Source organism: Saccharicrinis fermentans DSM 9555 = JCM 21142, from assembly GCF_000517085.1.
Taxonomy (GTDB): Bacteria; Bacteroidota; Bacteroidia; order Bacteroidales; family Marinilabiliaceae; genus Saccharicrinis; species Saccharicrinis fermentans.
Map to the genome: position 1 here is coordinate 1,280,772 of NZ_KI912107.1, position 15,174 is coordinate 1,295,945.

At 35.9% G+C, this 15,174-nt stretch carries 13 protein-coding genes and 1 pseudogene; 7 read left to right on the forward strand and 7 right to left on the reverse strand.

All coding sequences use genetic code 11. From position 1 onward, the window contains the following. Positions 1 to 4 precede the first annotated feature (4 nt). Positions 5 to 466 carry a DUF5675 family protein gene (locus CYTFE_RS0105240; protein WP_027470955.1) on the forward strand — a complete coding sequence of 154 codons (462 nt, stop codon included), beginning with the start codon at positions 5 to 7 and terminating at the stop codon, positions 464 to 466. A 65-nt stretch (positions 467 to 531) separates the two neighbouring features. On the opposite strand, the gene CYTFE_RS0105245 is transcribed toward CYTFE_RS0105240, so the two are convergent. Next, positions 532 to 735, reverse strand: a complete 204-nt coding sequence (locus CYTFE_RS0105245) for a hypothetical protein (RefSeq protein WP_235208373.1) — start codon at positions 733 to 735, stop codon at positions 532 to 534. Positions 736 to 913: 178 nt separating this feature from the next. On the opposite strand from CYTFE_RS0105245, the gene CYTFE_RS0105250 reads away from it, so the two are divergent. From CYTFE_RS0105250 to CYTFE_RS25085, 4 genes and pseudogenes are all read left to right on the forward strand, one after another. Continuing rightward, positions 914 to 1,672, forward strand: a complete 759-nt coding sequence (locus CYTFE_RS0105250) for a hypothetical protein (protein ID WP_027470957.1) — start codon at positions 914 to 916, stop codon at positions 1,670 to 1,672. Positions 1,673 to 1,723: 51 nt separating this feature from the next. Next, entirely contained in the window at positions 1,724 to 1,894 is a 171-nt protein-coding gene (locus CYTFE_RS29840) for a hypothetical protein (protein WP_154665621.1), read from the forward strand. Positions 1,895 to 2,317: 423 nt separating this feature from the next. After that, the gene (locus CYTFE_RS0105260; protein ID WP_027470958.1) at positions 2,318 to 3,586 is read left to right on the forward strand and encodes a hypothetical protein; all 1,269 of its coding nucleotides are present in this window, start codon (positions 2,318 to 2,320) and stop codon (positions 3,584 to 3,586) included. 116 nt (positions 3,587 to 3,702) lie between these two features. After that, positions 3,703 to 4,904 (forward strand): annotated as a pseudogene (locus CYTFE_RS25085) (IS256 family transposase). Positions 4,905 to 5,130: 226 nt separating this feature from the next. Here CYTFE_RS25085 and CYTFE_RS0105280 read toward each other — a convergent pair. The 6 genes from CYTFE_RS0105280 to tnpA all read right to left on the reverse strand — a co-directional run bounded on the left by CYTFE_RS0105280 (position 5,131) and on the right by tnpA (position 11,964). Then, positions 5,131 to 5,445 carry a hypothetical protein gene (locus CYTFE_RS0105280; RefSeq protein ID WP_027470962.1) on the reverse strand — a complete coding sequence of 105 codons (315 nt, stop codon included), beginning with the start codon at positions 5,443 to 5,445 and terminating at the stop codon, positions 5,131 to 5,133. Between the two features lie 269 nt (positions 5,446 to 5,714). After that, on the reverse strand, positions 5,715 to 7,487 hold the full coding sequence (locus CYTFE_RS0105290) for a UvrD-helicase domain-containing protein (protein WP_027470964.1): 1,773 nt from the start codon (positions 7,485 to 7,487) through the stop codon (positions 5,715 to 5,717). Then, positions 7,480 to 9,573: an ATP-dependent nuclease gene (locus CYTFE_RS0105295; RefSeq protein ID WP_027470965.1), complete on the reverse strand. Its 2,094-nt coding sequence runs from the start codon at positions 9,571 to 9,573 to the stop codon at positions 7,480 to 7,482. The genes CYTFE_RS0105290 and CYTFE_RS0105295 overlap by 8 nt, the downstream gene beginning before the upstream one ends. A gap of 44 nt (positions 9,574 to 9,617) precedes the next feature. Next, positions 9,618 to 11,192, reverse strand: a complete 1,575-nt coding sequence (gene tnpC / locus CYTFE_RS0105300; RefSeq protein ID WP_044262597.1) for an IS66 family transposase — start codon at positions 11,190 to 11,192, stop codon at positions 9,618 to 9,620. A gap of 73 nt (positions 11,193 to 11,265) precedes the next feature. Further along, on the reverse strand, positions 11,266 to 11,616 hold the full coding sequence (gene tnpB / locus CYTFE_RS0105305; protein WP_027470967.1) for an IS66 family insertion sequence element accessory protein TnpB: 351 nt from the start codon (positions 11,614 to 11,616) through the stop codon (positions 11,266 to 11,268). 3 nt (positions 11,617 to 11,619) lie between these two features. Next, positions 11,620 to 11,964 carry an IS66 family insertion sequence element accessory protein TnpA gene (gene tnpA / locus CYTFE_RS0105310; protein WP_027470968.1) on the reverse strand — a complete coding sequence of 115 codons (345 nt, stop codon included), beginning with the start codon at positions 11,962 to 11,964 and terminating at the stop codon, positions 11,620 to 11,622. Between the two features lie 1,337 nt (positions 11,965 to 13,301). Here tnpA and CYTFE_RS0105320 point away from each other — a divergent pair. Beyond that, positions 13,302 to 13,544 carry a hypothetical protein gene (locus tag CYTFE_RS0105320; protein ID WP_027470969.1) on the forward strand — a complete coding sequence of 81 codons (243 nt, stop codon included), beginning with the start codon at positions 13,302 to 13,304 and terminating at the stop codon, positions 13,542 to 13,544. Positions 13,545 to 13,913: 369 nt separating this feature from the next. Beyond that, positions 13,914 to 14,921: a helix-turn-helix transcriptional regulator gene (locus CYTFE_RS0105325; RefSeq protein WP_027470970.1), complete on the forward strand. Its 1,008-nt coding sequence runs from the start codon at positions 13,914 to 13,916 to the stop codon at positions 14,919 to 14,921. The last annotated feature ends 253 nt before the right edge of the window (positions 14,922 to 15,174 follow it).

A 15,174-nucleotide genomic window follows, 5' to 3' on the forward strand; every position in this document is an offset into this window, starting at 1 on the left:
TATTATGGATTTAACAGTTTTACGTTATAGTTCAGGGGTAGAGAGTACTCTGGGGTTGTTGTATATTGATCAAAAATTTGCTTGTTATACTCTTGAAGATGAACATCGTGAGAAGAAAGTGTATGGAGAAACCAGGATACCTGCAGGGAGGTATAAGGTTATACTCAGAACGGTAGGCTCTCACCATAAGCGTTACAAGCAAAAGTTTCAGGAGTTTCATAAAGGTATGCTGCACATTACAAATGTACCTAATTTTACAAATATTTTAATCCATATAGGAAATACAGATGATGATACAGCAGGTTGTTTGTTGGTGGGAGAATCGAGTTATTCAAATGTAAATCAGCCAGGGAGAATTAATAGTAGTACAATTGCTTACAAAAGGATTTATCCTATCATTGTTAACGCAATAGGAAAAGGCGATGAGGTTTGGATAAATTATTTGGATGAGGTAAAGTTTGAATGAATACAAACAGGATTAAAATGAATGAGGTTTGAGAATGTGTTTCTGACAAATAGGGAAAGAGATTATTAATCATACAGATACTCTTGAATTGTTTCAATTGAAATGCCGGAATATTCGGCAAATTCTTTAGTTGTGATGAACTGTTGTTTCTCTTTTCCTAATTCCTTTTTTATTTTTGTTAAAAGTCGTTGGGCGGATTTTTCACTTTTGCCAGTTATCCTTTGTATATCTTTAGGATAAATGCAAATCCGTTTTAGTTTAATGTCCATGGTGCTTTATCGATGCTTTATCTATACTGTATTCATACCTTTGAATGGCATAATCGATACTCTAAGATAATAAAAAAAATAGGGTCAAAACGGCCAAAATGGGACAAATTGGACACTGTTATTTGCAATTTAGGACATAATGCTATTACATTAAAGGTGTTGTTTAAATTAGTTGATTATGGCAAGGCAAAAGAGTATTTTGAAACTAGAAGGAAGTATTGGGGATGTTTCTTTTTACAAAAGTGGAGGGGAATATTTGGCCCGAACTAAAGGGGGCGTAGATGGAGATCGAATTAAAACAGATCCAGCATTTGCGCGTACCCGGGAAAATGGAGCTGAGTTTGGGGTTGCCGGTAAGGCAAGTAAATTGTTGCGCACTGCATTTAAAGCACCTATTGCTGCGATTGCAGATAACAGAGTTGCTAGCAGGTTAACTACCCAAATGTTGAAAGTGGTGCAGTCTGATACTGTGCATTCGAGAGGAGAGAGGACTGTTCAGGATGGTGATTTAGGTCTTATTCGGGGGTTTGAGTTTAATGTGAATACAGGATTAGAAGATGTTGTAAAAGCAGCTTATTCTGTAACATTTGATAGAGTTTCTGGTGAAGCTAGTGTTGCTATTGATTTTAGTAATCCACGTTTAGAGTTAAATCAGGTTGATGGTGCAGACCAGGCACAAATACTTATTGGGTTGGCAGCAGTTGATTTTGAGAATAGCGAATATGAGGTGGATGTGGTAGAAGCAGAAGCTATTGCTATTGATTCAACAGAAGCTGTTGTTGTTGAGCAAACGGCTGCCATTTCGGCGAATAGTACCCGTCCTGTGTTTGTGATTGTTGGTATTATGTATTATCAATCAGTTAATGAAGAGTTATACCTTATCAATAGTCAGGATAGCAGAGCGCTGGCATTAGTAGCGGTGGATCAGCCAGAATAAAAAGGTTATATGTGTTAATTTTGTAAAGTATCGTGTTTAAAATAGGATCAAATGGATAGTAAAGTTGGTTTTATAGGAGGGAGTTTGGTTGCTATTTTAAAAAGTATTACTTTGCATAATATTGTTGAAACAGTAGTATACACTGTTATAGGAACAGTAGTAAGTTACTTTGTTTCTTTGTTGTTAAGATGGATGTTTGGTAAGTCGAGGTTTGGTAGCTAGGATAGATGGTTAGGTTTGGTATAAAGGTCTTTACATTGTTGTAAAGACCTTTTTTTGATATACAATAAATTTTTATTATTGCTGAATATAAGCCATTTTGTTTTTTTTATGTGGCCTGGTTACTTTGAATAGCCAAGTCATACAAAGTGGTTTTGTATAATTGGATTTTATATAGTAATTGGAAATAATGGTGATGTTGCCCCCCTCCAACGGGCATATTTTACCCATGTCTTACTTTTTTATGTGGTAACTCAGAAGTAGGCAAAACTTGATAGTTCATGAAAATGTTCGATCCGGTTACTTTTTACCGGACGCTAGTGATACTGAATATAATTATGCTAGAAAGATTAGGTATTGACATTTGTTTTTTAATTACAGACATTAGCATCTATAAATGTTATTTATGTGCTTAAATTTTACGTTATGAAAAGCCTATTAATTCTCTTTGTAGTTTTATTCCATTCTTTTTTAGCATCAGCGAATATTATAGCTTCAACTGATAGTGTTTTTCAAGGTGTTGTATATAAAGTAGATACGGTTTCTGCGCAATTAATTAATAAAATTGAGAAGCTACAGAATAAAGTTGACGAATTGTTAAAGAATGACAGCATCACTTCCTTGAAAAGTGATACGTTAGGTAATTTCTTTATCAAGAATTATGATTTAATTATAAAAGACAGAAGTAAAGATGATCCAGAATGTAAAGATGAGTTAAAAACCATAGAAATATATATAAGAGACGGTGCAATATTTGAGATTAATGCTATTACAACAAAAGGAGAATCATATATGACGAATTATATATTCCTATTGTCTTCATGGCACAAATATAGAAGATTAAGATTATTCAAACGCAACCCCTCAAACATAGATTTGTATATAAATATTATGGATAATCTACAATGGATACCCGAAATAGGTAAAAGATATTTCTCAGGAGGGACATCAAAGATAATATTGTCACAAGGAAATGATAAGCAAGGGATATTGTACAATTCAGATCTAAACTCTATGATAGAATTGAATCTATATACTGATTTTATGGGGCTAATTGATAAAGCGGATAATGGTATAATTCAGACAGAAGCAAAGACATCAATTGATATATTCAATTTTAAGGCAATCAATTTGCCTATTTTCTTTTTGAAAAATATAGATGTTTTATTTAGATATTCAAAGTTTGATGAAAGCATCAAAAATTATTCAGTAGAAAATCTCTCAGATCCAACAAGTATTGATAAATTAAAAATAGATCAGCAATCTTATGTAAGTTTTGGAATAAGCTTAGACCTTATTTCCCTATATCTAAGCACTGGTAAGATAAATTTAATTACTGGGCTTGATTACAGTTACACAAATATATTACATGGAGAAGATGAAGCTGACCCCATTAATATGATATCATATAAATTCGGTTTTGACGGAGAGGTATTAAAATTCGAAAATTTTGGAGCAGACTTGTCTCTACAACTAAATTATAAACAGATGCGACATAACTCTTTTGATGAAGATGTTACGGATCACTACGATGGCTTCCTAGATTTTAAAACAAGATTGTATTATAAAGAAAATAAAACAGGTAATAAGTATTTCATTAGGTTTAACAATGTAAAAGAATTATCTAATAGTAAGTTCTATAACTTGTTGCAATTTGGATATTCCATCTCTTTAGCACCCTCGAAACCGAAATAGTAAGTAAGGTCTCTTGAAGGTTATATTGAGACTGTAAACTCAACTCTGTCCATAATTTAAAAATTATATTTTTGAAGATTATGGAAAAAAAAGAATTGAACCCCGAGTATATCGCTATGCGTGATATGGCACTCGAACAGTTAAAGAGCGGTAAATCCCTGACGGGTAAGGGTGGAGTATTTGCACCCATTATAAAGGAGTTTTTGGAGAGCGCTTTGGAGGCCGAGATGGACGAGCATTTGACCTCCGAGCGTCGCTCCCAGGGCAATAAGCGCAACGGCAAGGGTAACAAAACGGTTAGATCCGAAGGCGGTAGTGTGGACATTGAACCGCCCTATGACCGCCACGGGGATTTTGAGCCCGAAATAGTAAAGAAGCGGCAGACCGTTTTGGCAGACAGCCTTGCCCCCAAGATTATTAGCCTTTACGGCAAGGGTATGAGCCTACGTGACATCGGATCATATATCCGGGACATGTACGACGTTGAGGTTTCCCCACCGTTTTGAGCAACATTACCGACAGGGTGATCCCACAGGTCAAGGAGTGGCAGAACCGACCCCTAGACGATGTTTACCCCCATTGTTTGGATGGATGCTATGCAACTACAAGGTAAGGGACGGGGGAAGGGTAGTATCGCCCGGCCGTATACAAAATTTTGGCTATCAACAAAAGCGGGCAGGAAGGAACTCATAGGGATGTACATTTCCGAAAGCGAGGGCGCTAACTTCTGGCTGTCGGTATTGACAGACCTAAAGAGCCGCGGAGTAAAGGATATCCTGATTGCCTGTACGGATAATCTGACGGGTTTTTCACAGGCGATATTAAGCATATTCCCCGATACAGAAATTCAAAAGTGCGTGATACACCAAATTCGGAATTCGCTCAAATACGTGGTCTCCAAAGACCAGAAAGAATTTATGAAGGACTTGAAAAAAGTGTACCAGGCCCCAACCAAGCCCCAACCAAGTCACAAGCCGAGAGCGAGCTGATTAACCTAGAAGTAACGTGGGGCAAAAAGTACCCCGTGGTGCTGCGCTCGTGGAACGACAACTGGGAGGAGCTGTCCGCTTACTTTAAATATGACGCCCCCATTAGGAAGCTGATTTATACCACAAACGCCGTTGAAGGCTTCCACAGGCAGGTTCGCAAGGTAACCAAGACCAAGGGTGCGTTTTCCAGCGACATGGCTTTGATGAAATTCATTTATCTGGCCACCGAAAACATATCGAAAAAGTGGACTCAACCCATACAGAACTGGGCATTGACAGCCCAGCAGCTTTGTATCATGTTTGAGGGGAGGTTTGTTATCAATCTGTGAGCACACACCAAATTATAAAAGCGAAGGTAGGTCCGCTTATGAGTTCTGCCAAGGGTATATAAACGGCTTCGTACCTCAGCCGCCCTTGGCAAAAATCATAAGCTCCCCGATGAAGCTTTTAGAAATTGGTTAAAAGAAAAATAATGAGTTAATTTGAAATCGTAAAAAAACAACAGGACAGAGTTCAGCTAACATTCCCGTTATAACCATATGAGAATTATAGTACTTATTGGGAATGCCTGATGAGACCTTTATTTATAGTAATATGAAACGAGCCATTCCCATGATAAAAGTCATTAAACATTTCTTCATCACTTTTGGCATTAACGAAACTCTTCTTACTATCATCTCCTTCATGATATTTCTTGACATCCAAACCTGTACTTAGAAATCCCAATACTTTAGCATAGATAGTTTCCTTATCGTAAATTGCTTTCTCATAATAGCTGCAAGCTGAAGTATTTGTTCGTGTGTTGAAGCTTGCAAATGTGTCAAATGCGCGTTGGCAATCATGATATACTATTTCGTTTATTTTATGCACGGTCTCTTTTTTTTGTATGGCACACAAACGGATGGCAATATGTGGAGGCCGAGATTTCGAAGCTCCAACCTGTTAAACCGTTGTGAATTTGAGAAAATGTACAAAAGTTTAAATTAGCGACATCATCCGGTTTACGTATATTACGTGATAGCGTTTCGTGCTTTATCTTCTCGGTCAGTTCATGCGTTGGCAAGGCGAGCTCTTTGACTGGTTTTGGTTGTGTGTCAGCTTGTGTGACTAGACAATGTACTTGACTTTTAGGGGTGGCATTAAACTGTTTCATATTTTACATTAATTTCTTCTAATTTCTTTATATCATCCTGATTAAAGTCTGGAATACTAATAAACAGTCTATCTTTTGCCCTACTACAACCAACATAATAAATCCGACAATCATCCTCTGCATCGTCAATGTGATTCAGACCATTAAGTATATAGTTCCTAAATTCATTTGTAGTTTCGAAATGAACAAGAGTGTTTTTGAATTCAGTTCCTTTTGCACTATGAATTGTTCTTACTTTATCGTCGGATTTAGTGTCTACCTTTACGTAAGGAAGAATTTCATTTAGGTTATGATTTTCATAAAATGTTTTAGCATTTCCTCGGTTTAAATTGCTTCCAATTTTGAAACCATATTCATCTAATACATAAGTTCTTAATTCTAAATAAAATTCTGCAATCGTTTTATTTCTATTTGCATCAATTTGTAATGAATCGATTATTCTAATCGCAAGCCTTTTTAGGCTTAATTTTAAAACGGATGTACCACTTACTCTACGTAAAGACTTATAAATTTCATTTAAAGCATTTTTTAAATCACCTTTTTTATGAAATTTAAAGCTCATTAATAAAGAGTGTACGAACCTTACTCTTTGCGGATTTGTATCATTCGAATACAAGTCTTTTAAGAGGTTTGTATTAGCTGTACCAATTTGGTTGTTTATTTCAGAGACGGTCGTGTTTTTTCTCGTAAGAATATAAAGTGGTGAATCAGGAAAATTTCTTTCATACCAAACTTTTGCATTCTGAATTGTCCCAACCAATACATTAATAGAAACTCCATCAGGTTGTCCCTGACCGTATTCTTGATTGATGTCGGATCTAAGTTGATTAAGAAAGTCAATTATACGTTTTGTAGAGCGATGATTGTGATTTAATTTATATTCCGAAATTTTATCTCTTTTAAAATCAATAAAATCAGCTCGTTTTGCACCTGTAAACTTATATATTGATTGTGCAATATCCCCTACGACTCCTACTATTGTGTTTTGTTCTGTAATTTTATCAATAAGCCATGTTTGTATTTCTGTTGTATCCTGAAACTCGTCAATAAAAATATATGGAAACTTTGCTCTAACAAATTCTGCAACCCTTGGTGAACGAGTCAGAATTAGATAAGAAAAATATAATACGTCTTCATGGTAAAGAATTCCTTTTTTCCAACATACTCTTTTGTATTCCAATAACTTAGTAGATGGCATTCTAATTTTACTAGCCGTAGAAATTGTCCATTGGTTTCTAAATTTCAATTGCGGAATACCTGTGTCATTAAAAAACCAATCAGCATCTGATAAACATTTCGCTAGTTCAGGGTAGTTTTCTTTAGAAGTCAGGTACCAATATTTGGTTCTACCTTCACTTATCTTTTTAACCCACGAATCAATGATATCTCTACGCGGAATATGCTCGTCATGTCCATCCAAACTTGCTGAATCAAATAATATCTCACCATCGTCCTTTTTTTCAATCAAATAGGAAAATGGTTTGACAATGTTGCGATATAAAAAGCTATGAATTGTAGATATATCAAAACGACTTTTATCACACTTTAATCGATTCAGTATTTCTTCTGCAGCGACATTCGTATATGTAATACAAGCTATCTTGCCTGTTCTGTTTAATCTGTCAGATTCACATAAAACCCGCTCCAAGTGTGAAATTAGCCACCTTGTCTTACCTGCACCAGGGCCTGCAAAGACTTTGAAGTGTGTCTCAATATCGCTTAAGGTTGATATATGTGGTAAGGAATTAATATCAGGCATCTTTCTTTATAATTTCGGTTAATGCGTTTTCAATATAAGAAGGGACTTTAAAATCAAGCCTTTTATCATCTTCTTTGATTTTGTAATTGTCTCTTAATTTTTGTTCAAGATAAAACGCATGTTGTCCTTTAGCATTAGATACAACTTTGTAGTAAATGGCAGCAATTAATGCCTTTTTCTTTTCTGTTTCATCACCCCATGTACATTCCGAAATGCTTTTTAGGATTCTATTTTCGTCTAAATTATCTATTTTTAGTTTTGTTTTATATTCTTCTATTATGGCATTCAGATCATCTTCATATCTTGAGATTATTGCAGTATAATTATCAGGAGTATGTGCGCTGTTTTGACTAGGAAAAGCATCTGTAATCAACTGTGGAGACTTAGGATTTTCCTTACATAATTCATACTCTAAAGTTTTGCCAGTCCCTTCTGGTGGATGGAAAACAAAAATATTTGCATACTTGTCCTCGAATTTTTCTTTTAACTCTGTAACATGAGTAGAAAGCGATTTGCTGTTTTCTGAATCATCTAATTCAAAAGGAAAAGCAGAAACCCATTTGTTACTTTTTTTTATTGTCGGGTCTGCATCGGTTATACATACTACCTTTTTATTTATTGCATAAGGACTGTCTGTCTCATCATATGCGTATAGTTTAAGGAAATGTTTGAATGTCCTACTATCTACGCTAATAATACCAACATGTTTATCTACTAGAGAGTCTTCAATTTCTAAGTATTGCGCAAAACTTGGAATCAATAATTGTTCCGCTAATCCTTCTATAAATACTAGTCTTTCAGCAAAAAGCATATTAGACTTTGTAGCATCTAAAAACCTCTGAACATATATTTTTGAATCCTTATCTTCTTTCGATTCAGAAAATACTTTGCCAGGATAGCCAACAGCAGAATTCCCAATTATATCATCATATAAACAAATAATGCTTTCAAGATTTATCGCAGAAGTAATATGGGTGGAATGTGAGGTTATAAAGATTTGTCGAGCTTGGTTATTTGTATTTAGGAACTTGAGGAATTTAGATTGCATTGAAGGATGTAAATGTGCCTCGGGCTCTTCAATTGCTAAAACAGGAAAAACTTTAGCATTATCCCCCATATAACTGGAAGACTCCATTTGCATTTTTGCTAGAATAAGTGCTATAAAAAGTAAGTTATTATATCCTAAACCATTGTTTTTTATTGGTATTTTAAATCCACTTTTTTCAACTATTAATCTTAACGCAAATAGTAGTTCTTGTTCTGTGATTTCTGCATCAAAATTCGGTTTCCCTCCTTTATCAGCTCCTGTTTCATTTGAGTATTGAAGTATTTTATCTCTATCTATGCGACCAATTAATATTTTAAGTAATTCTTTTGATTTTGTATTAAATTCTTGCTCTCGTTGTTTCAGTAATTCGATGTTCTCGGCTGAAAGATTCTCAAAACCTTGCCCATTTGTTAGATCATAATCAAGAAAATAATTCAGAACATCTCTTAGTAATGTATTATTGCCGAAGAACATTTGTCTTTCAGCATCTCTAATTGCGTCCAGAAATTGAAAATCAAACCTTTCAAGGTTTTCAGAATCAGCTTTTTCTTGTTTTGAGGGATTACCGCCATATATTCGAGGAACATATTTTTGAAGAAATTTCTTACTTATTAGTTTTAAACATTTCTCTTGGTCAAAACCATTTCCATTTTTGCACTCTTCAATTTGTTTCTTATATTCTTCATGGTTTTTTGTTGGCAACTCAAAAATATATGTTAATTGAGCTGTGTATTCAGGTGATTCATTAATCAACCAATCATAAACAACATTTTTATCATCTGCCTTATCATTATGTTCTTTGATAAAAATGGATATTTCTATTGAGGGTGGTTTAGCATAATCAAGATTAGTTTTACAAAAATCATCTATTGAAGGCTTTTCTTTTAAATCTCTATCTAATACTAGTTGAAGAGCTTTAATTAGATTAGTTTTACCTGCATTATTATGTCCAATAATTACATTTAATCCATGATTGAATTCAATGTTTAAATTTTTGAAGTTTCTATAATTATTGATTTTTATTCCTGATATATACATATACTCAATTTATTGGTGATATACGTATCCGCCCGAGCAAATACTTATTCCTGAAGCAAACTTTTATCAATAAATTGCGGCAAAAGTTCTTTGAAATTTTCGGCGGGTGTAATGTGGATGTTTTCCATGACGTACTTTAGCCATTTTTGCGGATCAATGTCAAGTTTCTTGCAAGTTCCAAAGAAGCTGTAGAACATTGCGATATTTCTGGCAGCATCATGTGATCCGGCAAACAAATAGTTCTTACGTCCCAGAGCCAGAGGGCGAATAGAGTTCTCAACCAGATTGCTGTCTATCTCCAGCATTCCGTTGGTAAGATAGTTCTGCAGGCTTGTCCAGCGATTTTTGCAATATTCAAAAGCTTTGCCCAGAGGACTTCTTGGTATTACAGATCCTTTGTGCTTGTTAATGTATGCTCCAATTTCGTTAATTACAGGCAGAGCTTTTTCCAGCCGCAGAGCATGCCGTTGCTCATGGGATAGATTTTGTTCCCGTGCAATAGCCTCAATGGCATAGAGAAGCTGAATGAGGCTTAGCACATGCGAGGCCCGTTCCTGATCGTTCTTCAGTGCGGCATCAAAATACCGTCTGGCATGTGCCCAGCATGATAAATGAGTCAGTCCTGCTTTTTTTGCCAAAAAGGTATAGCCACTATAACCGTCGGTTTGAACAAATCCACGGAACGAACTCAAGTCGTCGATGGGGCCATTGGCCGATCGGCTCTTGTAGTACTCAAACAGCACGCTTTTTGACAATGGGGCATACCGAACCCACATGTACCCCTGATGACACGTTCCTTTTTTGTTGCGATCCTGCACTTTTATTGGTGATTCATCGATCATCTGATAAATTTCCCTAAAAACATGTAATCGATGTACCACGTATAAAGGTCGCAATAAATTGGCTCCAAGTTTTATCCATGATTCCAGCGTGGACTCCGGAATGGTAACTCCCATTTGGATGAGCATCTGGCGGGTGCGGTAAATCGGTAAGTGGTAGAGGTATTTATTGGTAAAGATCATTCCTAGCAGATTGGCACTGGCGATGCATTTATGAAGAGGTCTGTTTAAAGGAGCAATTACTTGCTTTTGATCGGCTTTCTCGTCCTCTTTGGTAATAAATTTGTAACGGATGTAATGGTTCTTAAACAACTTGGCAGGTGTATAATCCAGCTCCTCAGTGACTTCCTTACCAATACATATCATGCCTGTAGTGTCTTGCTCCGGCTCTAAAATAATTTCGTTAACAGGCAAGTGATCAGGCAGTTGCATACGGCCAGGATGTTCTTTTCTGACTTTCCTGCGTTCATACTCAACACGGATCTTTTCCTGCTCTTCTTTAACAGCTTTGGAAACAGCAGCAACCTCCTCTTCGAAAGACAATGTAAGTTGATCGGGATGAACCTGAGGAATGAAGCGTTCTCGTTTGGAACCGAATATTAAACGACGCATCTGATCATTCTGAAAAGCAAGATGTTCTACATCCTGCGTAAGCTTTTGTATAGAAGAGTCTTTTTCTGAAATAACAGCTTCTTTCTCCAAAAGATCCGCTTTCAGAGCCGCTATCTTGGCCTCCAGTTGAGCAGTATTTTGGCTATGTGAAATGTGCTGTTTTTTCATACACAAATATAATATTAAATATTTGACTGACAAATATTTAAACCTATATTTTGTAGTTATTTAACAACAAAAATCAGCTGATTTTAAATCGCTTTTTTCGTTTCAAATTTTTAAAGGAAAGACCTTCCAAAATCATCATCAACTCTTCCCGGGTAATGAGTCGTGATGGTGTTGTTTTATCCTGGTCTTCTAAAAAATATCTACCTCGCTCCAGACGTTTGTAAAACAAGGCAAAACCATCTCCGTCCCAAAATAACAGCTTTATATGTGTTCCGGTGCGATTTATAAAAATGAAAACGGAACCACTGACAGGATCCTGCTTCAATATATTGCGCACGATTCCGGCCAGTCCATCAAAGCCATTACGCATATCAACAGGCTTGCAGCACACATAATACTGCAAGTTTGCACTCAGCCCAATCATGAGCTAGTAAATTTTCAGGCTCATGCCGTTCGGAAAAGTAAGGCTCATTTGCGGCAATCGCTCATCCTGTAGCGATGAAACTGCCGTTGTTGCCGAAGATTCTGTTGAGATGAAAGAATCAACCTGTGCATTCTGAAGACCGAATGAGTTAAGGTCAATAAATTTCAGGCTGGTGTCGCTTTCTGTTTTTTGAGTCTTTTCAAGGGCCTTATATTTACTTACCCAGTATTGCATTTTCGAGCATGTTACACCAATTTGTTTGGCGTAACTTCCAATAGTTTGGCCGCTTTCCTGCTGAAGGGCCACATGCTCAAGCATGCTTCGGTTTAAGGACTTTCTGCATTTCATGATTTTTTGAGGCAAAAATAACAGTCATTGAAATGGCAGGAAACATGGGTTTGGTGGGGTGGATACTGATATACAAAAAAAATCTTTTGCAAGCAGTAGTATCTGCTTGTGTGTTAGGGCTTGCAAATGTGCTATTTGTACGTTTGGCTTTCAAGGGTTTATACTATGTTATTTCGGTTTTTTTGCATGAACTCTAAGGTGTATATTAGTAATTGTTTTTATTTATATTATATGCCGTTATTTAGTTGTTTTTACTCCAATAATGGGATATAAAGACAATGTTATAATATATTCAATGTTATCAGATTTAGCAAATAAATTTACTATTTGAAATTATTTTGGTTATGAAACTACAGGTATGTTGTCAAAGGTATAGGGTTGTTATTAATATTTTTGTCCGGCTCATATTTTTTATGTGGAACTAGTCGGGCAAGATTGCCGCAAGTGCGCTTAGAGAAGATTCTCGTCAGGGGCGGTTCAGGGGCTATTGCTATGGGCAACGCTACTTTCTACTGGTTGGTAGTTTCGTAATTAAATAGGAGATATTCATTAACTGTTTTGCCAACTTTATATCTCTTCAATTCAATATTTAATAATGGTTTTAATGTTGATTTCTGTTCGTATAAGGTATAATTAGTTTGAAGTATGGGGTGTTGGATTGTGAGCTGGATTTTGGCCGTTTTTCTTGTCGTTTGGGATTCAATTTGTTTTATTTTTTTCTTTGAACCAATTTTCTAAAAGCTCATATGGAAAAGCATTCAGAACCTGTCAAGGGCGACTGAGGTACGAAGGCGTTTATATACCCTTGATAGGTTCTGAATGCGACCTATCTTTGCTTTTAAAATTTGGTGAAAATTTTTCATGATTTGCCACTTTGGTGAAGTTTTATAATTATTATTAGATGTTTGTTGCCTGGGTGTGTTAGTTTGTTAGTGATAAGGCGTTTTCCTCATCGTGATAAGTTTAGATCAGCGTTTTTCTAGTTTGAGTGTTGTGTGGATGGAGTGTTTTTTTTCAATGGATGGTGGATGAGGAATGTATCAATTGTTGGGAGAGAGTAGTTTCGAGTTTTACTATTGGAGTGGGGAAGAGTCTGGAGTGAAAAGGCTGGCCAGTGGTTGCAATGAATGAACCTTGTGGATATTACCTCAATTTTTGTTTAGCGTTTTTTCACAGGGGGAATGGGTTGCGAACACTGGCCAATCTTGCGAGCCGACTGCGAGTGGAGCGAGGGTGGTACAAAGAGGAGCTTGAGGAAGGATAGCGATTTGTAGCATATGTTGGGAGCGAAGCGGACAACACAAAACCGCCTACCTGCCGGAGGCTATTAAATATTTATGGTTGCAGCCCGAAGCGACTTGCAGGCGAGCCTAACATGGGTAGCGGTTGATTTTTTAACTTATTGCTGGAGTTTACGGAAGGAATGGGTTAAAAAAGCAAAAGGAGCTACCGTGAGGAGGAGGGAGGAGGGCAAAAAACATGACAAGCTGCGAAGCACCTTTGGCTTTACCGTTCTTTTTTTAGCGATTGAAGGGTTAAGTGAAAAAAGTACGGTGAAGGCTTGGCGTGTTTTTTGCTGACGACTGACGACGAACACCGATTTACCTGTGTTTTAAATTACTATCTATTAAGATTTTTATGCCAGAGGACCTGCTGTCCGTTAAAGTTTTTAGGGTGTAAATTATCGTTGGATTTATTTTAAGCCTATTTCGATGTATATGGGGAAGTGATCGCTATAAGTTGATCGCCAGTCATAAAAGCCTTTATTTGTTGTGTCTGAAGGAAGATATATGGATGCTTTGTTGTTGATGAATGGAAATATCAATGGAGAAGATTAATTTATGAGTTAGAATTGATTTGATTTTTAGGCAGAATGAAAAAAGATAGGTCAGAGCGTATGGTTTTACTTTTGTTATTATTATTTTTAAAAATATTTTATTTATTGATTAATGGCTACAAATAAAAATGCTACTATCCGATATCAAATTTTAAATCGCTGTTTCCGCAATCCTGGGCGCAAATATTACATTGAGGATTTAATAGACGCATGCACTGATGCTTTATTAGATGTAGATCCTTACTCAACAGGAGTTAAACGCCGCCAAATATTTGATGATATCAAGTTCATGAAAGACTCTAAGGGATTTGATGCACCGATAGAAGCATTACCAGAGGGGAGAAAGCGCTATTATCGTTATTCAGATTGTAACTTTTCGATTAATAATCAACCGCTGAATGAACAGGAGGCGCAGCAGCTAAAGGAATCGCTGATGACTTTATCAAGATTTAAAGGTTTGCCCCAATTTGATTGGGTTGAGGAAATAAAAGTGCGTTTGGAACAAAGTTTTAGTTTAAAAACGGAAGATAATATATTAAGTTTTGATGAGAATCAATATTTAACAGGACGAGAATATATTGAGGATTTATACAATGCCATAATAAATAAGCAAGTTATAAAAGTTGTTTATAAACCGTTTTCTGTTGAAGAAGAGATTGTATTTGAGTTACATCCATATTATCTTAAGCAATATAATAACAGGTGGTTTTTGTTTGGGAAGAACGAGTTATTTGATTGTATCACCAATGTAGCATTGGATAGAATACATAAAATAGAAAACTCAAGGCTCGCTTATAGAGAAAATACGGATATAGATTTTGATGCGTTTTTTGATGATGTTATCGGTGTATCTATTACTCCAGAGACAAGTATACAGAAGATTTTACTAAAAGTGAATCGTAAACAATGGAAATATATTGAAACCAAGCCATTGCATGGTTCGCAGAAAGTAAAAGAGGTTACGGATGAAAGTGCCATAATTCAAATTGATGTGATACCAAATTATGAGTTAGAAGCCTTATTGCTATCGTTTGGAGAAAGTGTAGAAGTGTTATCCCCGCAAGATTTCAGAAATAAGATAAGGGAAAGAGTATTAAGCTTAAATAATATTTATAGTTAGTGTGCAGGAACTTTGCACACCTAGATAATTACTTTGTATTAAAGTTCGCAGCTCAATATAAAAGAATGGAATAGCATAATTTTATAGAAGGTTAGATTTAACTTGTTATATGGCCAGAGAAAAAGATATATTTAGTAGAGACTAAGGCGAAAGAGTGATTCACAAGAGATTGCAAAGTAACGATCAATTAATAAGCTTGCTTAAGCATTAATTATGAACCCATCATAAAATATTAATCAAGTGATGAAGAGTA